This window comes from Brucepastera parasyntrophica (genome assembly GCF_022376835.1).
Classification (GTDB): Bacteria; Spirochaetota; Spirochaetia; order Treponematales; family Treponemataceae; genus Brucepastera; species Brucepastera parasyntrophica.
In genome coordinates this window covers 2,260,293-2,280,865 of the sequence record NZ_CP084606.1, presented here as the reverse complement: position 1 = coordinate 2,280,865, position 20,573 = coordinate 2,260,293, and the positions used below count along the sequence as shown (strand labels likewise).

Annotated in this window: 21 protein-coding genes; 14 read left to right on the top strand and 7 right to left on the bottom strand. The window is 46.9% G+C overall.

Annotated features, from left to right (window positions below):
* The first annotated feature begins 58 nt into the window (after positions 1–58).
* The 3 genes from K7I13_RS10870 to K7I13_RS10860 all read left to right on the top strand — a co-directional run bounded on the left by K7I13_RS10870 (position 59) and on the right by K7I13_RS10860 (position 2,755).
* Positions 59–1,051 (top strand): alpha amylase N-terminal ig-like domain-containing protein, encoded by a 993-nt coding sequence (locus K7I13_RS10870; RefSeq protein WP_255945539.1) that lies wholly within the window; start codon positions 59–61, stop codon positions 1,049–1,051.
* Positions 982–1,845 carry an alpha-amylase family glycosyl hydrolase gene (locus K7I13_RS10865; protein ID WP_255945537.1) on the top strand — a complete coding sequence of 288 codons (864 nt, stop codon included), beginning with the start codon at positions 982–984 and terminating at the stop codon, positions 1,843–1,845. Before K7I13_RS10870 ends, K7I13_RS10865 begins: the two co-directional genes overlap by 70 nt.
* A 337-nt stretch (positions 1,846–2,182) precedes the next feature.
* The gene (locus K7I13_RS10860; RefSeq protein ID WP_255945535.1) at positions 2,183–2,755 is read left to right on the top strand and encodes a DUF5131 family protein; all 573 of its coding nucleotides are present in this window, start codon (positions 2,183–2,185) and stop codon (positions 2,753–2,755) included.
* 88 nt (positions 2,756–2,843) lie between these two features.
* On the opposite strand, the gene K7I13_RS10855 is transcribed toward K7I13_RS10860, so the two are convergent.
* The 4 genes from K7I13_RS10855 to K7I13_RS10840 form a co-directional block, all read right to left on the bottom strand.
* A complete protein-coding gene (locus tag K7I13_RS10855) occupies positions 2,844–3,233 on the bottom strand; it encodes a PIN domain-containing protein (RefSeq protein ID WP_255945533.1) in 390 nt (129 codons plus the stop codon).
* Positions 3,230–3,436, bottom strand: coding sequence for a type II toxin-antitoxin system VapB family antitoxin (locus K7I13_RS10850; RefSeq protein ID WP_255945531.1), 207 nt, complete (start codon positions 3,434–3,436; stop codon positions 3,230–3,232). The genes K7I13_RS10855 and K7I13_RS10850 overlap by 4 nt, the downstream gene beginning before the upstream one ends.
* Positions 3,437–3,797: 361 nt before the next feature.
* Complete coding sequence (locus tag K7I13_RS10845; RefSeq protein WP_255945529.1) at positions 3,798–4,379, bottom strand: DUF4256 domain-containing protein; 582 nt, start codon at positions 4,377–4,379, stop codon at positions 3,798–3,800.
* A gap of 222 nt (positions 4,380–4,601) precedes the next feature.
* Positions 4,602–5,126, bottom strand: coding sequence for a GNAT family N-acetyltransferase (locus K7I13_RS10840; RefSeq protein ID WP_439647434.1), 525 nt, complete (start codon positions 5,124–5,126; stop codon positions 4,602–4,604).
* A gap of 392 nt (positions 5,127–5,518) precedes the next feature.
* On the opposite strand from K7I13_RS10840, the gene K7I13_RS10835 reads away from it, so the two are divergent.
* From K7I13_RS10835 to recR, 9 genes are all read left to right on the top strand, one after another.
* Positions 5,519–7,291 carry a methyl-accepting chemotaxis protein gene (locus tag K7I13_RS10835; RefSeq protein ID WP_255945527.1) on the top strand — a complete coding sequence of 591 codons (1,773 nt, stop codon included), beginning with the start codon at positions 5,519–5,521 and terminating at the stop codon, positions 7,289–7,291.
* Positions 7,292–7,440: 149 nt separating this feature from the next.
* Positions 7,441–7,806 carry a DUF4180 domain-containing protein gene (locus K7I13_RS10830; protein WP_255945525.1) on the top strand — a complete coding sequence of 122 codons (366 nt, stop codon included), beginning with the start codon at positions 7,441–7,443 and terminating at the stop codon, positions 7,804–7,806.
* A gap of 168 nt (positions 7,807–7,974) precedes the next feature.
* Positions 7,975–8,907: a hypothetical protein gene (locus K7I13_RS10825; RefSeq protein ID WP_255945523.1), complete on the top strand. Its 933-nt coding sequence runs from the start codon at positions 7,975–7,977 to the stop codon at positions 8,905–8,907.
* A 561-nt stretch (positions 8,908–9,468) separates the two neighbouring features.
* Positions 9,469–9,846, top strand: a complete 378-nt coding sequence (locus tag K7I13_RS10820) for a RidA family protein (RefSeq protein WP_255945521.1) — start codon at positions 9,469–9,471, stop codon at positions 9,844–9,846.
* 171 nt (positions 9,847–10,017) lie between these two features.
* Positions 10,018–12,141, top strand: coding sequence for a methyl-accepting chemotaxis protein (locus K7I13_RS10815; protein WP_255945519.1), 2,124 nt, complete (start codon positions 10,018–10,020; stop codon positions 12,139–12,141).
* A gap of 56 nt (positions 12,142–12,197) precedes the next feature.
* Positions 12,198–13,157, top strand: a complete 960-nt coding sequence (locus K7I13_RS10810; RefSeq protein ID WP_255945517.1) for a D-2-hydroxyacid dehydrogenase — start codon at positions 12,198–12,200, stop codon at positions 13,155–13,157.
* Positions 13,158–13,271: 114 nt separating this feature from the next.
* Positions 13,272–15,062: a DNA polymerase III subunit gamma/tau gene (gene dnaX, locus K7I13_RS10805; protein ID WP_255945516.1), complete on the top strand. Its 1,791-nt coding sequence runs from the start codon at positions 13,272–13,274 to the stop codon at positions 15,060–15,062.
* Positions 15,063–15,282: 220 nt separating this feature from the next.
* Positions 15,283–15,597 (top strand): YbaB/EbfC family nucleoid-associated protein, encoded by a 315-nt coding sequence (locus K7I13_RS10800; RefSeq protein WP_255945514.1) that lies wholly within the window; start codon positions 15,283–15,285, stop codon positions 15,595–15,597.
* On the top strand, positions 15,594–16,181 hold the full coding sequence (recR, locus tag K7I13_RS10795; protein ID WP_255945512.1) for a recombination mediator RecR: 588 nt from the start codon (positions 15,594–15,596) through the stop codon (positions 16,179–16,181). The genes K7I13_RS10800 and recR overlap by 4 nt, the downstream gene beginning before the upstream one ends.
* Before the next feature lie 7 nt (positions 16,182–16,188).
* Here the strand turns inward: recR and K7I13_RS10790 are convergent, their stop codons facing one another.
* The 3 genes from K7I13_RS10790 to K7I13_RS10780 all read right to left on the bottom strand — a co-directional run bounded on the left by K7I13_RS10790 (position 16,189) and on the right by K7I13_RS10780 (position 19,384).
* Positions 16,189–17,799: a hypothetical protein gene (locus tag K7I13_RS10790; protein WP_255945511.1), complete on the bottom strand. Its 1,611-nt coding sequence runs from the start codon at positions 17,797–17,799 to the stop codon at positions 16,189–16,191.
* A gap of 82 nt (positions 17,800–17,881) precedes the next feature.
* On the bottom strand, positions 17,882–18,742 hold the full coding sequence (locus tag K7I13_RS10785; RefSeq protein WP_255945510.1) for a flagellin N-terminal helical domain-containing protein: 861 nt from the start codon (positions 18,740–18,742) through the stop codon (positions 17,882–17,884).
* Between the two features lie 228 nt (positions 18,743–18,970).
* On the bottom strand, positions 18,971–19,384 hold the full coding sequence (locus tag K7I13_RS10780; RefSeq protein WP_255945509.1) for a hypothetical protein: 414 nt from the start codon (positions 19,382–19,384) through the stop codon (positions 18,971–18,973).
* Positions 19,385–19,446: 62 nt separating this feature from the next.
* Between K7I13_RS10780 and rsmI the strand changes: the two genes are divergently transcribed.
* Complete coding sequence (gene rsmI, locus K7I13_RS10775; RefSeq protein ID WP_255945508.1) at positions 19,447–20,157, top strand: 16S rRNA (cytidine(1402)-2'-O)-methyltransferase; 711 nt, start codon at positions 19,447–19,449, stop codon at positions 20,155–20,157.
* A 12-nt stretch (positions 20,158–20,169) separates the two neighbouring features.
* The gene (locus K7I13_RS10770) at positions 20,170–20,454 is read left to right on the top strand and encodes a flagellar biosynthesis anti-sigma factor FlgM (protein WP_255945507.1); all 285 of its coding nucleotides are present in this window, start codon (positions 20,170–20,172) and stop codon (positions 20,452–20,454) included.
* Positions 20,455–20,573 lie beyond the last annotated feature (119 nt).

The window sequence follows — 20,573 nt, the reverse complement described above, 5'->3', positions numbered from 1 at the left end:
TGGTAATAATTGTTTCTGTAGTCAACAATCAAACTGGCCGCAAAGAGGAGACTGTCTTATGAACAAAGCCGGAATTTATCACAGCTGTGGGGAAAATTGGTGTTACGCCTATGATGAGAACACGCTTCATATCCGCCTGCAAACCGCCGCGGACGATATTGATCTTGTTGAAATTGTCAGCGCCGATCCCTTTGAGGCTGAATATCTCAACCACAGAATGTACCGGTGGAAAAGCGAAGTCCAGCCCATGACCAGGGCGGGAAGCGACGGAGTTCATGATTACTGGGAAATTTTTATTACCCTTCCCTACAAGCGCCTGAAATACTGGTTTATCCTCCATAAGGGAGGAAAAACCTGGGAATACGGGGAAAAGGGAATTGTCGATACGGTAAACAGGGAAAATGTGTGGAATACTTTCATATTTCCCTATCTCCACAAAAGCGAAGTATACCGCGCTCCTGACTGGGTAGGCGGGACGGTATGGTATCAGATATTTCCGGAAAGATATTATAACGGGAACCCCGAACTGAATCCGGAAAATATAAAAGAATGGAAAGACGGGTATAAAGAAGTAAGCAACCGGGAATTTTACGGGGGTGATTTACCCGGCATTACGGCAAAACTCGATCATATTGCCCGCGCCGGTTTTAATGGTATTTATCTTACGCCTATCTTTGATTCAACCTCGGTCCATAAATACAACACCAGAGATTATATGAAAATTGATCCCGCCTTCGGGACCGAAGAAGATCTCAGAACGCTGGTCCGGGAATGCCACAAACGCGGAATCAGAATTATTCTTGACGCTGTATTCAATCATTCAGGAAATGACTTTGCGCCATGGCTTGATGTAGCCAAAAATGGGGAAAAATCGGCGTATAAGGACTGGTTCGTTATTGACGGCTTTCCCCTTTTCAAAAGGGAAAGGACACCGGAGATGCCCATGACGCAAGAGTCCACACTTTTGCCTTTACCACCTGGATGCCGAAACTCAACACCGCGAACCCCGAAGTCCGGGACTTTCTTCTCGGCATTGCAAAGCATTATATAACCGAATTCGACATAGATGGCTGGCGCCTCGACGTGGCCAATGAGATTGACCACGAATTCTGGCGGGCTTTCCGCAAAACGGTTAAAGCCGCGAAACCGGACGCCTACATTGTGGGCGAAATCTGGCATTACTCAATGGACTGGCTTCATGGCGATCAGTATGACGCGGTGATGAATTATCATTTCGGGCAGGCAATTTATAAATTCCTGACACAGAGTCCGGAAGTCCCGGACGGACACACTCTGGCGGACCGGATGACATCTCTTGAATTATCATATCCCCTTCCCGTTATCAGGGCGGGTTTCAATTTGATGGAATCCCATGATACGGCGCGCCTTATCTCGCTTGTAGGCGGAAGCCTCGCAAAGGCCAGGCAGGCCTGGCTTGTTTTTGCCCTGCTTCCCGGAAGCCCCTGCTTTTATTATGGAAGTGAATTCGGAATGACAGGAGGAGAGGACCCCGACTGCCGGAGATGCATGCCATGGGAAGAGGAACACCAGGTTCCCGGGCAGTATGAATTTATCACAGGAATTATCGGCCTGCGAAAAAGCCATATCGAACTATGCAACAGGGGAATGCGCCAGTGGATTTATGATGATGCCATACCGGGCCTGTTCGGCATGCGGGTATACAACGGTACGGAACAGCTCACGGTTATTCTCAACAGAAACGACGCTGTTCTTCCGCTGAAGGATTACAACAGGTATCTGAAGGATGAGGAAATAGTTTCAGGCGGTTTTACCGACATTCCCGAAAACGGCTTTGCCTATGCGCTCACACAAAAACGGGACTAAAGCCCGGCATAGAACATAATGGCAGTAAACTGGAACCCCTGGCACGGATGCAGAAAAATAAAATCCCCCGCCGCAGAGCTGCAGGGGATTTTTCTCTCCCGTGGAATTGGACTCGGGTTTAATACCAATGGAACCTACAAAACCTAACGTTTTTATATGTTTTAATAAAAAAATGTCGCAGAACGACGGGTATTAAACCCTCGCCTCGAATAAGTCCGGGATGCGCAAACTGTTACGTATACCGGACCGATTCAAAATACGGAGGCGACGCCTCCATGGTAAAAAAGAACGCGGCCTTTAATCTGCCGGTAAAGAAAAAAGAAACGGCGAATATACCGTGCCTGCAGGAGAACTGTTTTTTTCCTGCTTTACTTCGGACTTTCTTCTTGCGGAAGCGGATGAATGGCGGGCCGAAGCATGGGAAATGATGCGTATCCGTTCGGACTCACAATTTCTGTTCATTACCAAAAGGATTGACCGCTTTGCCGGCTGCATTCCCCCCGACTGGGGCGACGGTTACCCGAATGTTCACATATGCTGCACAGTCGAAAACCAGGACCGCACCGGCTACCGGCTGCCCATTTTCAAAGCGGCACCCATACGCCATAAAAGCATTGTCTGCGAGCCCCTTCTGGAACCTATTGACCTCGGTCCTTTCCTTGACAGTTCTATTGAAGAAGTAATTGCGGGAGGCGAATCAGGTGAAAACGCGCGGGCCTGCAACTATGACTGGTTTCTCGACCTCAGGAGGCAGTGTATGGAGCATGGTGTCGCGTTCCGGTTCAAGCAGACAGGCGCGCGTTTTATTAAGGACGGAAAATTATATACCATCAAACGGGCGCTCCAGCATTCCCAGGCAAAAAAAGCGGGGATCAATTATCATCCGCAAATATATACACCTTTAATTTAAGTTTCTGATATAAAGAATTAGTTATTTTTTTATATCAGAAACACGTACAATCGGAAATAGTCAAATAATTTAATTATTTGACTATAAATCAGCGGGCCGCCTTTTTTGCCGGAGCGTCCCTGTACCTGAGTTCTTCGGGGAGCAGCTTCAGCAAATTCACATCGGTCGTCCACACCGGGACCGCATATTTTTTTGCGTGCATTAGAACGAGCGTGTTAATCAGGTCCGCTCCGGGTTTCTTTTCCAAATACATACCGGCCTCGATAAAAAGTCCGGTACTGTCGGCCCTGGGGAGATGTTCCCAGTATCCCGTAATTATATCCCGTTCCCGCGGCCCGGAACTTTCCTTCAGCAGTTCGCCGAAAATGCATTCAAGAGCAAGGATTTCCTTCCGTTCCATAAGTCCTGAAACTGAAGAAAAATACAGCGGATTTCCCGTAAAAAATTCCATCCATACCGGGGTATCAAGAATTATCATTTTGGCCGGCCCGTTTCTTTCGGCTTTCTTGCCGGACCCGGGGCAAACGGTTTTTTTGAAATCTCCCGGTTCAGTTCTTTGAGGTGATACATATCAAGCCATTCCTGCAGGGCGAGTGTTATGGCTTCCGTAGTTGTTTTACTGTTTGAAAAACGCTTAACATCATTTACAAGCGCGTCATCTATTATCGCAGTTATTTTCATAGTATATATAATACGTCACGCTGACTGCCGAAGCAAGAATTTTCAATGTAAAATTTACAGGACCCTTCATTTGTAAGTTATGGAAAAAATAACGGGATACAGGAAAAGTCTTTACGATACGATCATGAATACGATTGACTATCGTATCAGCTGTGCAGCTGCGGTTCAGAGAACAGACAGCGGAGATATACAATCATGAAAACACGATAGCTGATACGATACGCGATACGATTGCGTATCGTATCGCATGACTGCATAAGAAATTGCGGGTATATCAACAGGCTTATCCGGGAAACTGAAATGCCGGACGAGTAAGCTGCTTTTATCAGGAGGACTGGCTATATTTCCGGATATGAAGGAATCAGAGTCGCAGCGAACCGCGGAAAGCTCTGGCCCCATAATAGGAAGGCGCGCTGTTGTGAAACACAAAGACAGTATCATATCGCTTTTCGGCAAAAATGGCGCCGCCCAGTTTTCTGATATCCTGAGGAGTTTTCAGCCAGCTTGAAGTTTTTGTATCGAAACTGCCAAGCGTCTGCAAAGTCCTGTATTGTTCTTCAGTTAAAAGTTCAATTCCCATGCCGGCAGCCATATCAATAGCATTATGTTCCGGTCTGGAATTTTTCCTTGACTCCTGGCCTTCGCGGTCATAACAGACATTTCTCCGGCCCGCAGGACTTTCCGCTGAACAGTCATAAAAAATATATTCTCCGGTTTTTCCATCATACCCGACGACATCCGGTTCCCCGCCGCTCCTTTCCATTTCGCTGAGCGACCACAGTTTTCCGGGGTCGGCTTCGAGCCGTGTCCGGATCGCGTCCCATTCAAGATTTTTATGCCGGATCATGTTGACCTCAAAACGGACCTTCAGAACTCCGAGCAGTTTTTCACGCTCTTCCTGCGGCAGTGTTTTCATTACCTTACTGTTTACCGTATCTTTCATGTCAGCGGACTAATACTCCCTGTGAAGTTATATATAATAAGGTAGCCATCAAACAGTATCACCGTCAATTATTTCCGGATATTTTTCCGGCGGAACAATACCGGTCAGGTGTGAAAATATTTCCTGGCCATACAGGCGGCCCGCATTAGAACAAAGGGCGCAGGAAATTTTCATTATTATTTTTATAGAGGATATTGCCGCCGATACCGGGAAGTTTCCATGTCAGGGGGTTTCGGGACGCCTTAGTTTTTTCCACATCCAGATATCAGGCCTGCCCTCGCCGTTTGCGTCAGGGACGATTCCGGTAATGATGTACCCGCATTTCCTGTAAAATTCAAAGGGGTGGTTTTTTAAATTCCGGATATGTATGATTTCCTCAAAAATATTTTCCCCGGTTATAGCGCGCTGAGAAAGGCTGGTGGAGCCTGTTTCATCGTCGGTTCCAAGGACAATCCCGGTTATGCCTTTTTCCACCGCGCGGGTTTCAAGTCCGGACAGCAGCAGACGTCCAAGACCTCTTCCCTGAAAACTCCCGGCGATAACGAGCGGGTGCAGTTCCCAGGTTTTATCGTACATCGGCCGCAGGCCGCCCCAGCCGGCCAGTTCTCCGTCAGCAAAAATACCGATACAGATGTTCGGTTCCTCCACGCATTCCCTGACTTCGTCCAGAGCGGCCTCTCTTGTCGGCCAGGCATCCTTGCCCAGCCCCTTGAATGTTTCGGTTAATATTGCGGCGGCTTTTTCCATGATTTCCGCGGATTCATTAATATTGCGTAAGATATATACACCTTTAATATACGTTTCTGATATAAAGAATTAACTAATTTTTTATATCAGAAACAGTTGCAATCGGAAATAGTCAAATAATTTAAATTATTTGACTATATTTCATATTTTCTGTCCTGATTAGTATATTTTCAGTATACCGGAAAAAAAGCGGAAAAAAGTTCCGTATTTATACTATATAAATGAATGTAAAATGTAAATTCTATTAAAATTCTTTGGACAAAGATATTATTTTACTGCTAGTATAAATAATCGGAAGTTGCGGAGACTGAATAAGCCGGCGGTCCGGTGAAAGATTTCTGTTATGCAGTTACGAAGTATTTGTATTTATCACAATGCTTAGGGGGCGTGCTGTGAAAAGTTTAAAGGCAAGATTTTTGCTTCTGTTTATCGGATTGGGCGTAATAGTTTCTTCCGGAGTCGGGGTAACTATGTATATCCAATATACAAACTATATTACGCGCAGTCTGCAGGATACACTTCACCGCGCTGCAATAATGATTGAAAAACGGTATCCGGTTATCGCGGATATTGATTTTTTTGTTCAGGGAGGGGAAAACGATTCTCCCGAATTCTGGGAATTTCTGGAAGAAATAAATGATATTGCGGAATCATTTGATTTTGCCTTTATCTATCTTCTTGAAAAAATTCCCGGCGGTTACCGCTTTGTTTTTGATACGGAATTCCTGGAGGAAGACGGTTTTGAAGACCTGTTCCTTGCTTTTTATCCCGATGACGAAGCTCCGGACGAACTCAAGAACGCCTATTCAACCAGAGAAATACAGATTGTCGATAAACCCTATACGGATGACTGGGGGACTTTTATGTCGGCCTATCTCCCGATTATCAAAAACGGGAGAGTTACCGGAGCGCTGGCCCTGGATTATGAAGTTTCATTTATCGCGGGGCTTCAGAGAAACGCCTGGGTCGCCCTGACAATTTCCCTCGGAGTCGCCATTATTCTTGCGATTATTCTCGCGCTCCAGGTTTCTTCCTTCCTGCTGAACCCTATTAAGGAAGTGGTCAATCTGGCGGGACAGCTGGCTGAAATGAATTTTGACATGGAAATTACCCATTTCAAAAAGGACGAAATCGGAGAGCTGCAGCACGCCCTGATAAAAATAAGGGACCATTTCCGCAGGGCCATCAGCGATCTTAACGGCAACCTCGACAGCCTGACAGGCGTCAGCCAGACCCTCGACGCCGTAATAAGCGAATCTTCGGATGACCTGGGCGTCATAATGCTCAATATGGATTCCGTGCAAAAGCAGTCGGCGCTCCAGTTACAGTCGGTACAGCAGACCTCTGATTCAATCGGAGAAATAATCAGGAATATCGATTCGCTGAACAAGGCGGTCCAGACCCAGGCGGTAAATATCAGCGAATCATCATCGGCAATCGAAGAAATGGTCGCGAATATAGGTTCAATCAGATCGATCGTCAGTGAAGTCAACAAAGTAACCAACCGGCTTGGGAATTCTTCCGAAGATGGCCAGAAAAAGATGGTCGATCTTATGGAAGAATTGAGGGAAGTCTCGGACCAGTCAAACGCATTGATGGACGCGAACACTACCATTGCGAATATAGCGGGCCAGACAAATATTCTGGCCATGAACGCCGCGATTGAGGCCGCTCATGCCGGTGACGCGGGAAAGGGTTTTGCCGTTGTGGCCGAAGAAATACGGAAGCTGGCCGAATTGTCGGCGGGTGAATCAAATTCCATTTCCGTTGAAATAAAGAAAATGGAAGAAGTCATCGGACGCATTACCACGGCCTCCTCGGATACAACAAAAACAATGGACGTAATGTTCAGCGAAATAAATACCATGGAAACCTCTTTTTCCACAGTGTATAACGCCATTGAAGAACAGGCGGCCGGCGGGAAACAGATACTGGCGGCCCTGAAAACCATTCATGAAATGACCGAAGAAGTCCGCTCGGGATCGGGTGAAATCCAGAGAGGCAGCAGTTCTATTTTCGAGGAACTTGAAAAGCTCAAATCCAACTCCGAAGAAGTAAATACAAGTGTTATCGGAGTGCGCCACGCGAGCGAAAGCATCTCAGGCGCATTACAGAAAGCAAAAGAGATAACCGGAGAAAAGCTGGGGCAAACAGGTATTGCCTGACGCAGGACGGTCTGCCGGGACGCGGACCGCTGTCAAAAACAGGAATCTGAACACTCCATATAAAAAACGCCACGGCGTTTTACCGGACAAGTCATCAGTATACACGGGACCATAAAGTGTATTACCCTGTTTTATACGGGAGAAAAAAAATGGAAATACTGGTCCACGAAAAAAACAACAACCGCATTGCGGAAATACAGACGGAAAAAGTAATCATAAAAAAAACGGAAGACTTTCTTGATCTTTTATCAGACGTCCCGTCAAAAAAATTTATTCTGAAAAAGGAAAATATTGACGGAAGTTTTTTTGATCTGAAAACAGGACTGGCCGGCGAAATTCTCCAGAAGGCCAGTACTTACCGGATATATCTCGGCATAGCGGGAGATTTCGAAAACATTGAAAGCAGCAGTCTGAGGAGCTTTATCGCGGAAAGTAATAGAACAGGACAAATCGTTTTCATGCAAACCGTTCATGAAATACTTGAAATATTCGGCGGCCAGGATAAGCGGGTATAAACTGTATTGCATTTTTATTGAAAACACTGAATACTATTCCTATCTGAAAACAGCAAAATCCCGGAATATTTTACCGATACAGACAGAATAAAACATATACTGCTATGGAAAGAAACGGATAGCTGAACATGGCTTACTTATATATCAAGTATCACAGGAGGAAAGTAAATGACTCTTTTGGAGGAAGCAGGAATCCAGCTTGGATTTAAGGCTGTTAATAATATATACCGCGGACGCTATAACGGGTACTGGTTTTCCCTCGAGAATGCCGATGAACCCGGATCCAGTGAAATAATTGTATCAATGCTTATCGACAAATCGGTTTCAGAGGAAAAAATGAAATCGGATTTGCTGCAAATCGAAAGCGTTTATAACGCCGAGATGGAAGATACTATGCTGCAGACATATATCAATACGGCCGGAATGCCGTACGGAACCTTTATTGAAACGCTCAATGCGATTCTTTCAGTATACAGGGAATACGGGGTAAAACCGGAATGCGCTCTGTGCGGACAGAATGAACCGGACGGTTTTTACAAACTGAATGAAAAAATAATTCCGGTCTGCCCGTCCTGCGCGGGCAATATAAATTCATTGAAAGAAGAAACTAAAGCCGGCTCACTCAAATCCTATATTCTCGGTGGAATCGGAGCCCTGGCAGGAGCCCTCGTAGGTTCCATTGTCTGGATAGTTATCGGGGCTATTGGGTTTTACGCTTCAATAGGGGGAGTCGCCATTGCATATGCGGCCTTCTACGGATACAGAACACTCGGAGGGAAAACAACCAAACTTTCCGCAGTCATTATTGCGGTGTGTGTTCTTATCGCGGTTTTTTTTGCCGAACTCTTCGGCATCGGACTTGAAATTGTAAGCTACGCGAGATCCGAAGGCTGGCGCCCCGGATTAACCGATATCATATATATCATATTCGGTTTTATTACGGGAGAAAACGCGGCCCAGGTATATCTCGATATGCTGGTAGGCCTGTTGTTCGCGGGGCTTGGTTCATACAGATTGCTGAAAAATATTTTCTCAAATCGGAGCAGGGAAAGATCAGTCTTGAAAAACTGTAAAAACCAGGATTCCTGTACCCTGCAGTAAATACCGAAACACGCCTGTTTTACAGCCGATAGAACAGGCGTGTTTTTTTACACATATCATTGTGTAAAAGTTATGTTTTCTACACATAGTCATGTGTAAGAAAACTGAACCATCAAACATGCCTCCGGATTCTCGCGGGTGCAATATGCTTTCACGCCGGAGCTATTCCCCTCTATGCCTCTCTACCATTCTTAACGCCAAAAAAACAGTGTTCTTCTGGCGTTAACCATAAAATCCGGAAAATAATTTCAGCTGAAAAACAGGACAACCCTTTCTATTTTTCACACATCACAATGTGTAAAAACTTTTCAATCCAATTCTTACACATTATAATGTGTAAGAATTTCCGGAATATTACTCCGTGCAGCCGGACTCGCCGGCTTTTTTACACATATTCATGTGTAAAAAAAATACCCATGCAAAAAAACCGTGGCAATACAGGACGGCAATCACCTGTTAACGGCCCTTCCCCGCAAAAGCTTTACACATACTGTCCGGAATGTTACAGTTTCCGCAGACAGCCGCTCTGCCAGCGGCGGATGAACAGGAGGATTTTATATTATGGGAAAACTAATCAGGGGAGACATCAATGAAGAATTTGCCTGGTCGGGATATGTAGAAGCCGGAGACTTTGTTTTTCTGAGTTTCTGCGTAGGCAATGTGGGAAAATCTGTCGAAGAACAAATCAACGGCGCGTTTGATGATATGGAAGGACGGCTGAAACAAACAGGATTAACCCTGGATGATGTTGTCAAAATTGATGTTCTTTTCAGGGACGCATGGAATATACCGGTCCTGGAAAAAGTTATAAAAAACCGGTTCAAAAACGGTTATCCGGCGCGGAAAACAATAGAAACCAATTTCGCCCATGCCGGCGGTCCGGACGGACTGGAAGTCCAGATAGACGGAATAGCGTACAAGGGAAAGTCTCTTTCATAAAATATCTGCCGGAGCCGGATTTTTTTTTGGAATTTTCTTGAAATCAGGAGCCGGAATGCTTATTTTATAGGCATAGGGGTAAGTTCAAAAAACGCGCAGAGAAATTCTGCCGCGTTTTTTGCCCTGTCCTGAACGGACAGGGCAGATTATGACAAAAAGGACGTCACCCCTATGGAAAAGAAACAAAAACGTAACGCATCGCTATTTGTCCAGATTCTGCTGCCGGTAGGATTAATCCTTGTTTTAATGATTGCCGCAATCCTCGTCGGATTCACCTTTGTGTATACCGGCAGTTATGAAGAACAGCTGCTGAAAGAAAACAGCCAGTATACCTCCTTTGTCGGGAAGGATCTGTATGGATTTATTAACACGGCCTATCATGTTATCGAGGAACTGGCTAATAACAGCGATGTCCTGTCACTGAACGGCGCAATCCAAACCCCTATTTTTGCGGCGGCCGAAGAACGCAATCCCTATTTTGAGCTGATTTATGCTCAGGGAATGGACGGGATGCAGACGGCCCGGTCCTCAGGAGCCGTAGGGGACAGAAAAAACAGATGGTGGTTTATAAAAATGGAGAAGCTCCGGAAGCCGTTTGTTTCCCAGTCCTATTATTCAGTTACCACCAGCATGCCCTGTACCGCCGTTTTTTATCCCATGATGGATGGAGATGAAATGACCGGGATAATGGCCGGAGATATTGCGCTTGGTTCCATACAGGACATGCTTCTGGAAGTATGCAATGAGGGATCATGGGCCTTTATCCTTGACGGGGAAGGAATTGTCGTCGCCCATCCCGAAACAAAATATCTTGAAGAATTGTACAATTACAAAAAAATGACAAGGACTGTTACTTTAAAAAATAGCGATGGGACCGCTGTTCTCGATGGTCTCGGAAATCCGCGTACGGAGGAACAGCCTTTTGGGATATCGGAAGATTACAGAAAAGCCATAGCAGATATGATGCAGGGGCATTCTAATTCGGTGAAACTGAACGATAACGGAAAAACGCTGTATATCAGTTATCAGCCGGTTGCGATGGACGGCACATCAGAGCCCTGGTATGTAATCGGAGTCAGGGAAGCGGCTGTTGTCATGAAGACCAGGAATTCAGTCCTGACATATATACTGGTAATAAGCGGCATTTTTGCGCTTGCCGCCATTGGCATTATCACCTGGATTACAAAAAGAATAACAAAACCCATACGGGAAGTTGAACGCGCGGCCGAAGCTCTGGCTGATGAGGATTTTTCCGTGCGCATAACAGCGTCCAGAACGGATGAAATCGGTAAACTTCAGCATGCGCTTATTAAAATCCGGGACAGCCTCAGCGGGGCCTTCGAAAAGCTCAATCTCAATCTTTCAAAGATGACCAGGACCAGTGAAAACCTCAACAATACCATAGAACAGTCATCGCATTCGCTGGAAACCATAGTCACCAGCATGGGGTCGGTGAAAGCAAAAACGGAAGACCAGCTGAAATCCGTAAGGATGACGGCGGGATCCGTGGAAGAAATAGTCAATAACATTAATTCACTCAATAATGCTGTTGTGGCCCAGGCCGAAGACATCGGCGAATCCTCGGCCGCAATAGAAGAAATAGTAGCGAATATCAATTCAATGCGTTCGGTTGTTGTCGAAACGGGAAAAACAACAGCGACTCTTACAGCCTCATCAGAAGACGGACAGAGAATGCTGGAACGGCTTGCCGAAGCGCTCAATGAGATTGAAAACCAGTCGGCTGCCCTGCAGAACGCGAACGCAACCATAGCGGACATTGCGTCACGGACAAATATTCTGTCCATGAACGCGGCCATTGAAGCGGCCCGAGCGGGAAGCTCCGGGAAAGGTTTTGCGGTTGTCGCGGAAGAAATCCGCAAACTTGCGGAACTTTCAGGAAATGAATCGGCTTCCATATCAAAAGAAATAACGGAAATGGAAGACGTTATCAGCCAGATAGGAACGCTTTCCGGGCAGACCGTAGAAACAATGGCGACAATCTTCAACGAAATAAATACCGTGAATTCATCCTTCTCTGTGGTAAGCAGCGCCGTGGAAGAGCAGGCCGTGGGCGGCAGCAGAATACTTACCTCTCTGGAGCGGATAAAAGAAATGACGGAACAGGTACGCAGCGGAACGGGTTCAATACACCAGCAGAGCGAAACAATTTATGAAGAAATTGAAAAGCTTCGCCAGATTTCCGGCGAAGTAACCAGGACGGTCCAGGATGTACAGCTCGCAGCTGAAAAAATAAGCGTTTCCCTTGAAAAAACAAAACAGCAGGAAAACGTATAAGGCCGTTCCCCGTTCTTTCTCTTGATTCGGAAAGAATTTCAGGGTACCGTATCTGTATGAAGATCGTAATTCTGGATGGAAATGCGCTGAGCCCGGGCGATATAAGCTGGGACGGATTCAGGCGCTTCGGAGAAATAGAAGTATATCCCCGGACTGCGCAGGAAGAGGCTGCCGAACGGATAGGTTCCGCCGAAGCAGTAATAATTAACAAGATCAAAATAACTGAAGAACTTCTGGAAAGGTGTCCTTCAGTAAAATATGTGGGTGTCCTGGCTACCGGTTATAATGTTGTGGATACTGCGGCGGCGGCACGGCACGGGGTAACTGTCACAAATGTTCCCGATTACAGTACAGCCGCCGTGTCACAGCATGTATTTTCCCTGATACTGGAATTTACAAACAGTGTCCAGAAGCACAGCGATTCCGTGCATAACGGTGACTGGGTCCGCTGTCCTGATTTCTGTTACTGGAAATACCCGCTCATGGAACTCCAGGGAAAAACATTTGGTATTTTCGGGTTCGGAAATATAGGCAGATCAGTCGCCCGGATCGCCGCGGCATTCGGAATGAACGCAATATGCCATACGCGTGATCCGAAAAAAATAACCGGATCAGAACTTCCTGTGGAAAGCGTTTCACTCGAGGCGCTTTTTGCCCGTTCAGATGTTCTTACCCTGCACGCTCCCCTGACTGAAGAAACCCGTTATATAATAAACGACAGTGCCCTTGCCAAAATGAAACCGGCCGCGATTCTGATTAATACGGCCCGTGGTCCTCTGGTTGATGAGGCGGCGGTCCGGAAAGCGCTGGACAGCAAAAAACTCGCGGGATATGGCTGCGATGTCCTTTCAGCCGAACCCATGCGAAGCGATAATCCCCTCCTCAATGCGCCAAACTGCCTCATTACCCCGCATATAGCCTGGGCGCCGCTTGAAACGCGGCAGCGGCTCATGGATATTGCCGTGGAAAATCTGGCCGCATTCATACGGGGAGAGCCGCAGAATACTGTTTCCTGAATATCAGGACTGTTCCGTAAACCACGGATTCAGCAGCCGGGCAGGTATATTCTTCCGTACTGAACAGAGTTACGGCACTTCAATGTTCAGGGTTTTTATGATATTCTCTTATATATGGAATATGAAGTAACAGCGACGCGGAGGCGTCCACAGAGGTTTGAAGACATGGTGGGGCAGGATTTTGTTGTGGCAACCCTTCAAAAATCCGTTTCCTCAGGGAAAATAGCCCATGCCTACCTGTTTTCCGGGCCGCGCGGCTGCGGAAAAACAAGCGCGGCGCGTATTCTGGCAAAGGCGCTGAATTGCGAACAGGGGCCCACACAAACACCCTGCGGGCACTGTACAGCCTGTACGGAAATAACCCGCGGAGCAAGTCTTGATGTAATTGAAATTGACGGAGCCTCAAATACAAGCGTTAATGATGTACGGCAGATAAAGGATGAAGTACAGTTTCCTCCAAATTCACTGCGCTATAAGGTATATATAATTGACGAAGTCCATATGCTGTCTACAAGCGCGTTTAATGCTCTTCTAAAAACAATTGAAGAACCTCCTCCCTATGTTGTTTTTATTTTTGCGACAACGGAAATCCATAAGGTACCGGCTACCATAAAAAGCCGCTGTCAGCAGTTTAACTTCCGGCTGGTCCCGGTAGAGCTTTTAAAGAAAGTCCTGGCTGAAACAGCGGAAGAAACAGGCATACAGGCCGAAGACGAAGCCCTTTACTGGATTGCGCGGCAGGGAAACGGCAGCGTCAGGGATTCCTATACCCTGTTCGATCAGGTCGCGGCCTTTTCTGACGGCAGCATAACCTATGAAAAAATCCGTGACAAACTGGGATTAACAGGCATTGACCGCATCAATCCGCTCATTGAGGCCTGCGCTGACAAAGATCCCGAAAAGGCCCTGGCCCAGCTTGATGAAATCCTCGGGACCGGTGTTTCCGTGGAACAGTTTACAATAGATACTGCGGAATATTTCCGCAACCTGCTGCTGGTAAAAAGCGGCATTACAAAAGAATCCCTGCTGGGGCAGAATGTGCAGCGGTTTTCCGCGCGGGTCCTTCAGAGCTGGACGCCGGTACAGATTGAACGGGCGCTTGCTATCATGCTGCAGCTTTTCCGCGATATCCGCTATTCGCTTGACTCCCGCTATGAACTTGAACTGGCTGTTTCCCGGCTTTCCTGGATATCCGATTATGTTTCTTCAGCGGAAATGAAGTCGGCAATTATACAGGCAAGAAAACTTCTTGAAAATGACGCGGGCGGAACAGGAGATACGCACCCTTTTGCTGACGCGGATCATTCCGCCGGAAACACTGAATCCTCTGAGGGGAATCAGGGAATGATCCGCGATACATCTATTCATATGGAAGAGCAAAGCAGCGGCGTGACTCCGGAAAAAGAAGAAAACGAAGCTCCCTCAGCCGGAGATCCCTTTGCCGAACTGAAACAGCGGTTTGCCGCGGGAACCCAAAAAGAGCCTGTTTCCAGTGAAAAAACAGAAGAAGAATATCCGGCACCGCATGATTCAGGAGAAATTTCCCCCGCCGCGGATGACGAACCTGCCCCGGAGTCTCTTGAAGATTTGCAGGAAAAAATAGTATCCTTTTTTCAGGAAACAAAAAATGTAGTGGCGGCAGGACTGACGCAGTCTTTTAACTGGCGCCGGGAGGGCGGGACCCTGTCATTTTCAGTTGACACACCCTTTGTTCTTAACCAGCTCGAAAATGAGCGCAGGGAAATAGTACAGGAGCTGTCCAGGCTTCTCAAAAACCAGATTACTCTGGAAATAAAACTTGATACGGAAAAACCGGCGGAAAAAGAGGAAAACCCACAGGGAGAAATTCCTCTTCATGTTGAAATGGTCCGGCAAATGTTCCGCGGATCGGTAATTCCACAATAAAATACCCCGCCGCAGGGCAGAGGAGTATTTTTCTCTCCCGAGGAATTGGTCTCGGGCTTAATACCATGGAACCTGCAAAAACTAAGGTTTTTATAGGTTATTATAAAAAGAGCTGCAAAGCAGCGGGGTATTCGCAGGTCGCGGAAGCGGCCGTTAAATCATACCTTACAGAACCAGCCGCAGGCTGATTAACCCCTCGCCTCGAATAAAGGAAGAAAATATGGATATTAACCCCTTCGATATACTTAAAAACGCAAAAGAGATTCAGGCTCAGTTCGGAAAAATTCAGGAAGAATTGTCCCTTCTGACAACTACCGGTTCGGCGGGAGGAGGAATTGTTAAGGCCACTCTCAACGGGCAGTTTGAACTTATAAACGTTGAGCTTGACCCCATCACTGTTGATCCCCGGGACATAACCATGCTGCAGGATCTGATCGTGGCGGCCCATGCGGACGCGATTGAAAAAATGCGGTCCCTGATAAAGGAAAAACTCGGACCCTATGCCGCCGGATTGCAGGGAATGTCCTCTTTATGAACGCGCTTGATGATATAATTGAAAGCTTTTCCCGGATTCCGGGAATCGGAAAAAAAAGCGCGGCAAGGATCGCTCATTTTCTCCTGAAAAGCGACCGTTCATTATGTGAGCGGCTGGCCCATGATTTATCTGTCCTGCATGACCGCATCCGGCATTGCTCCTGCTGCGGGGCCTATACTGAGGATGAGCTATGCCCTATCTGCTCTGATCCATCAAGAGACAGGCATCTTATCTGTGTTGTCGAGCAGCCCCAGGATGTTCAAACTATTGAAGCGGTGCGTGAGTATAATGGAGTATTTCATGTTCTTGGAGGAGTTATAGCTCCGCTGGAAGGATTCGGCCCCGATCAGCTGCGCCTCGCAGAATTGATAGCAAGAATTCAGGAAGGAGAAGTACAGGAAGTCATACTTGCTACAAATCCTACCGTCGAAGGTGATACCACGGCCCTGTATATCCAGAAAATTTTAAAACCAATGACTGTCACGGTGACCCGGCTTGCATCGGGACTTCCCGTAGGCGGCGACCTGGAATACGCGGACCGTCTGACCCTCGCCAGAAGTTTCCGCGGAAGATCCGCTCTGTAAAAACAAGCTAGTCAGTAAGATTTTCTCTTACCCAGCATGAAATAACCGGTTCAATATCGGGAATATGATAACCCAGGTCCCTGACAGTTTTATATTCCTCACTGTTTGACCAGTTCTGATACGGGTCTTCATAATGTTTAAACAAAAAAGAATAAATCTGTTCTTCAGCGTCATTCTGTCTGTTTCCAAAAAATCCGCTGTTTTTTCTGTCATTTGAAGAAGAAAGAATCATCCTGATAGCAGGCCTGATTTTTCTGAAAAACATATCCTTGTAAACCGTGTAGGTTTTCCCCGTCATCTTTTTTATTATGTCAGCAATTGAATTCGGCACAAAAGCCGGAGCAGCGGGAGAAGCCGACATTGCCGGGCCTTTTACGGGTTTAAAGGGCGTTACCGGCTTAATGCTCTTGTCCGTCTTTATTACCCTGCGCGGAACATTCTGGGGGCCTGTTTTCGGCTGCAGAACTGTTTTCGCAGCGGCCGGTTTTTGAGGAGCCGCCGGTACGGAACGCGGTTTCGCGGGAATTTCTATTGCCGGAGAGCGCTCTTTCTTTGCCTTTTTTACGGCGGCAGATTTTACCGCTTTTTTTACCGCGGTTTTGTGGTGCAGCGTTTTTTGAACTCCGTCGGCATGGCCCGCGGGAACAGGCACCCCTCCCCGGGAACCGGGCCGTTCCTTATTCATAAGCCTGGTATGTTTATAATAGGCCCAGGTTTTCTGCAGGTAGGCATCTCCGCTGATACTGTAATAATAGCCGCTTACAACAGTAGCAAGAACACTATTCAGGATTTCCTCATCCTTCCAGTTATGGTCCCGCCCCTTTTTAATCGCCTGGAAAATCTCACTATGTTTTGTATGGTATTTTTTGCTGTACAGGAATATTGTCCGCTCAAAGGTCGCGTCATTTACTTCATTCCAGTACTTCAGGCAGTATACGATTACAATGTCTTCTATCCTTGTAACCGTTGAAGGAATAAGTATTCTGCGGATATCGTCCTGGGTAAAATTTATTTTTGACAGATCAAAGCTGAGTTCCTTTCTCTGGGCTGTTTTCCTGGGCTGATTTTTCCGCTGGGCTTCTTTTTCTTTTTTGAATTCAGTAACGCTTTCCAGCGTATTGGTCACATACATTCTTATAAGCTCGGCGGTCCGTTCCATTTCACCGGCATGGAAATCAAGCAGCTTGGCGTATCTGGCGTATTTCTCGGTAAAAGTTATCGCGGCATAGCGGTCCGGAGAAATCTTTTCTATTATTCCTTCCGCGTATTTGATAACCGAGTACGCATCCTTCATATCAATAGTATCAATATCTTTTGAAAGGAAAGTGATGATATAGGTCGTCCGGCTGATCAGGCGTTCCGCCAGCGTAACAAGGCTGTCCCTGAACAGCATCTGAAACTGGGGGTCACGTGACCGGTAAAACCTCATGAGCAACGCGCGCTGGGCATCATCCGGATATTTCTGTTTCAGCCGGGAATTATACAGGGAAAGGGCTTCCTGCAGTTTCCCTGTTTTCCGCAGTTCAAAATACCGCTCAACATCCGAATCGCTGTCAAGGCTGAGATGAGGGTATTCCTGCTTAAGGATCTGCTGTTGTAATTCGGTTAATGTGCGCATTCCCTTTAGTTATACCAAAAAAAAGGTTAATTCCCAGCCTTTGTGCTGAAAATTAACCTCTGTCCGTCCTGCTGAGGAAGGTTTACTGCAGAAGTCCGAGGACGCTTTGCGTTGACTGATTTGCCTGCGCGAGCATTGCGGTTCCGGCCTGGGTAAGGATCTGGTTCTTTGTAAAGTCAACCATTTCCTTGGCCATGTCCGCATCACGGATGCGTGATTCTGCTGCCTGCAGGTTTTCTGAACTGACAGCCAGACCTTTCTGGGTATATTCCAGGCGGTTCTGGTAAGCGCCGAGATCAGCTCTCTGCTTGTTAACCATCTTGATAGCTTCATCAAGAGTTCCGATTGCGCGATTGGCGCTGTCAGGTGAAGAAAGCGACATAATGCTTTCATCGCCGACATTACGGACACCAAGTGCTGCTGCTGTCATGGTGCCGATATAAACGCGGGTTCGCTGATCCATGTTGGCGCCGATATGGAACCACATGGAAGCTGTTATTGTATTGTCTCCGGTTTCCCGTGCAAATCTTCCGGTAAGCATGTTCATGCCGTTAAACTGTGCATGACTCGCGATCCTGTCGACTTCAGCTATAAGCTGTGATACTTCGACCTGAATCTGCATGCGGTCTTCCGCGGTATAAATACCGTTTGAAGACTGAACGCTCAGTTCACGGATACGCTGGAGGATGTCCTGGGTTTCCTGGAGGTAACCCTCGGTTGCCTGAATAAAGGAAATGCCGTTCTGGGCATTTGTATTAGCCTGATTCAGACCGCGGATCTGACTGCGCATTTTTTCCGAAACTGCGAGTCCTGACGCGTCATCCCCGGCACGGTTAATCCGATAACCGGAAGAAAGTTTTTCTATGCTTTTCTCAGTAGCCAGGTTTGTATCTCCCAGAGTCCGCTGAGCAAACATAGCGCTTAGGTTGTGATTGATGATCATAATGCTACTCCTTTGGCGTTTTTCGATGGGCTGTTAAGTACCATCAGCGGCATCCCTGCCGATCTTTCAATTTACCGGATCCCCTGACGTCCCCACGCAGAAGACGGAGTGCATGTCCACAGCTTTTTTAACTGGTAGTTGCACGTACTCAAAATATCGGATGGGAAAAAAAAGTCTTAACCAAAAAGATTAAAAAAACGGGAAAAATCGTGAATAAGGAATGTTTTTCTATTTTCCGGATAGCCGGCAGGACGCGCAGCCAATAATATGCACATGGTTCCGGCGGTCCGGACGCTCAAACAGCCTGGCAAAAACATACTCCTCCGGGGCCAGCTTTTTCCGGCAAACCGGACAGTTCCGTTCCAGATGTTCTTCATTATATGGATAACAGTGCGTACAGCCGAAAATATGGCAGAGTCTGTCTGATCCGCCGGGAAATACGGCGGATTTTATCTGCTCGCCCTGCGCCAGCCGGGAACCGCAGACAGGGCAAATCTGTTTTCCGGGAGGCGGGGCGGCTTTTTTTGCCTGTTTTTTCCTGCCGGAAGGTTTTCTAAAGGAAAGAAAAAGGCTGAAAGCGAATATAAAGAGCAAAATGCCCAGAAAAACCAGTAAAATGATAAAACCTGTTCCCGAAACCATATAAAAATAATGCCGTATTTTTCTACTTGCCGCAATCGGTAAAGTACGTTATCATTAGTATTGTGAGTGTTTTGTATGTAGTAGCAACTCCGATTGGAAACCTTGGTGATATTACATACCGGGCGCTGGAAACGTTTAAGGCCGTTGATGTAATAGCATGTGAAGATACCCGCCATACGCTTCGGCTTTTAACACATTTTGAAATCCGCAAACCGCTTATATACTGCGGGGCGCAGAATGAGGAAGAGGCTGCAAAAAAAGTACTTGCCCTCCTGAAAAACGGGCAGAACGTAGCCTATGCAAGCGATGCCGGGACCCCTGGACTGAGCGATCCGGGGGCGGTACTGGTCCAGAGCGTACGGAATGCGGGCTATACGGTAGTTCCCATTCCGGGAGTATCGGCCTTCGCGGCGCTGCTCAGTGTCGCCGGAGAAACAGGTAAAACAGTTATTTTTGAGGGATTTTTGTCGCCCAAACAGGGCAGGCGCCGTGCGCGGCTCCGGGAACTGATTGAAACCGGATATGCCTTTGTTTTATATGAATCACCCTATCGGATAGTAAAGCTTTTGACTGATTTATCCGAAATAGATGTTAACCGGCAGGTTGTTGTCGGGAGGGAAATGACAAAGATCCATGAAGAAGTGCTGGCAGGATCAGCCGGAGAAATCCGTGATCTTTTTGCATCACGGGAAAAGATATTAGGTGAATTTTCTGTGCTGGTTGCAGGAAAAAAATGCTCAACCAAAGATATAAAAGAGCCGATAATTTACTGAAGGCAGGGTAATATGATGATTGACCGCTTGGGAGGAATTGATCCTCTGAAAAATGTACAGAATACTCAAAAACCTCAGAAGGTGAGCGGAGCCCCATTATCAGACTCAATTAGTGTATCAGCAGAGGCAAAAGAACTCTCGGAGGTATACTTTGCGATGGAAGCGGCCGGAGCCTCTCCGGACGTCCGTACCGATCGTGTGGCCGAAGTTATGGAAAAAATGAAGGATCCGGCTTATATTAACAAGGCTGTTATAGACATTGTTGCCGACAGGCTTATGGATGTATACGGGATCTGATTTTCAGGAAATCTATCCATGGCTTGAATTTAGAAGGAAACAGGCGGAACTTACGGGTCTCCGCCTTTTTTTTTGACGAAAAAGGAACCGCTGGTATAAAATACCCTCGCCTCGAATAA

Coding starts and splice junctions, on each gene's coding strand:
- K7I13_RS10825 (WP_255945523.1), top strand. CDS start 7,975: ATGACTCTTTTGGAGGAAGCAGGAATCCAGCTTGGATTTAAGGCTGTT.
- recR (WP_255945512.1), top strand. CDS start 15,594: ATGAACGCGCTTGATGATATAATTGAAAGCTTTTCCCGGATTCCGGGA.
- K7I13_RS10820 (WP_255945521.1), top strand. CDS start 9,469: ATGGGAAAACTAATCAGGGGAGACATCAATGAAGAATTTGCCTGGTCG.
- K7I13_RS10800 (WP_255945514.1), top strand. CDS start 15,283: ATGGATATTAACCCCTTCGATATACTTAAAAACGCAAAAGAGATTCAG.
- K7I13_RS10770 (WP_255945507.1), top strand. CDS start 20,170: ATGATGATTGACCGCTTGGGAGGAATTGATCCTCTGAAAAATGTACAG.
- K7I13_RS10785 (WP_255945510.1), bottom strand. CDS start 18,742: ATGATCATCAATCACAACCTAAGCGCTATGTTTGCTCAGCGGACTCTG.
- K7I13_RS10865 (WP_255945537.1), top strand. CDS start 982: ATGCCGAAACTCAACACCGCGAACCCCGAAGTCCGGGACTTTCTTCTC.
- K7I13_RS10790 (WP_255945511.1), bottom strand. CDS start 17,799: ATGCGCACATTAACCGAATTACAACAGCAGATCCTTAAGCAGGAATAC.
- K7I13_RS10840 (WP_439647434.1), bottom strand. CDS start 5,126: ATGGAAAAAGCCGCCGCAATATTAACCGAAACATTCAAGGGGCTGGGC.
- K7I13_RS10870 (WP_255945539.1), top strand. CDS start 59: ATGAACAAAGCCGGAATTTATCACAGCTGTGGGGAAAATTGGTGTTAC.
- K7I13_RS10830 (WP_255945525.1), top strand. CDS start 7,441: ATGGAAATACTGGTCCACGAAAAAAACAACAACCGCATTGCGGAAATA.
- dnaX (WP_255945516.1), top strand. CDS start 13,272: ATGGAATATGAAGTAACAGCGACGCGGAGGCGTCCACAGAGGTTTGAA.
- K7I13_RS10780 (WP_255945509.1), bottom strand. CDS start 19,384: ATGGTTTCGGGAACAGGTTTTATCATTTTACTGGTTTTTCTGGGCATT.
- K7I13_RS10850 (WP_255945531.1), bottom strand. CDS start 3,436: ATGAAAATAACTGCGATAATAGATGACGCGCTTGTAAATGATGTTAAG.
- K7I13_RS10855 (WP_255945533.1), bottom strand. CDS start 3,233: ATGATAATTCTTGATACCCCGGTATGGATGGAATTTTTTACGGGAAAT.
- K7I13_RS10810 (WP_255945517.1), top strand. CDS start 12,198: ATGAAGATCGTAATTCTGGATGGAAATGCGCTGAGCCCGGGCGATATA.
- K7I13_RS10845 (WP_255945529.1), bottom strand. CDS start 4,379: ATGAAAGATACGGTAAACAGTAAGGTAATGAAAACACTGCCGCAGGAA.
- K7I13_RS10815 (WP_255945519.1), top strand. CDS start 10,018: ATGGAAAAGAAACAAAAACGTAACGCATCGCTATTTGTCCAGATTCTG.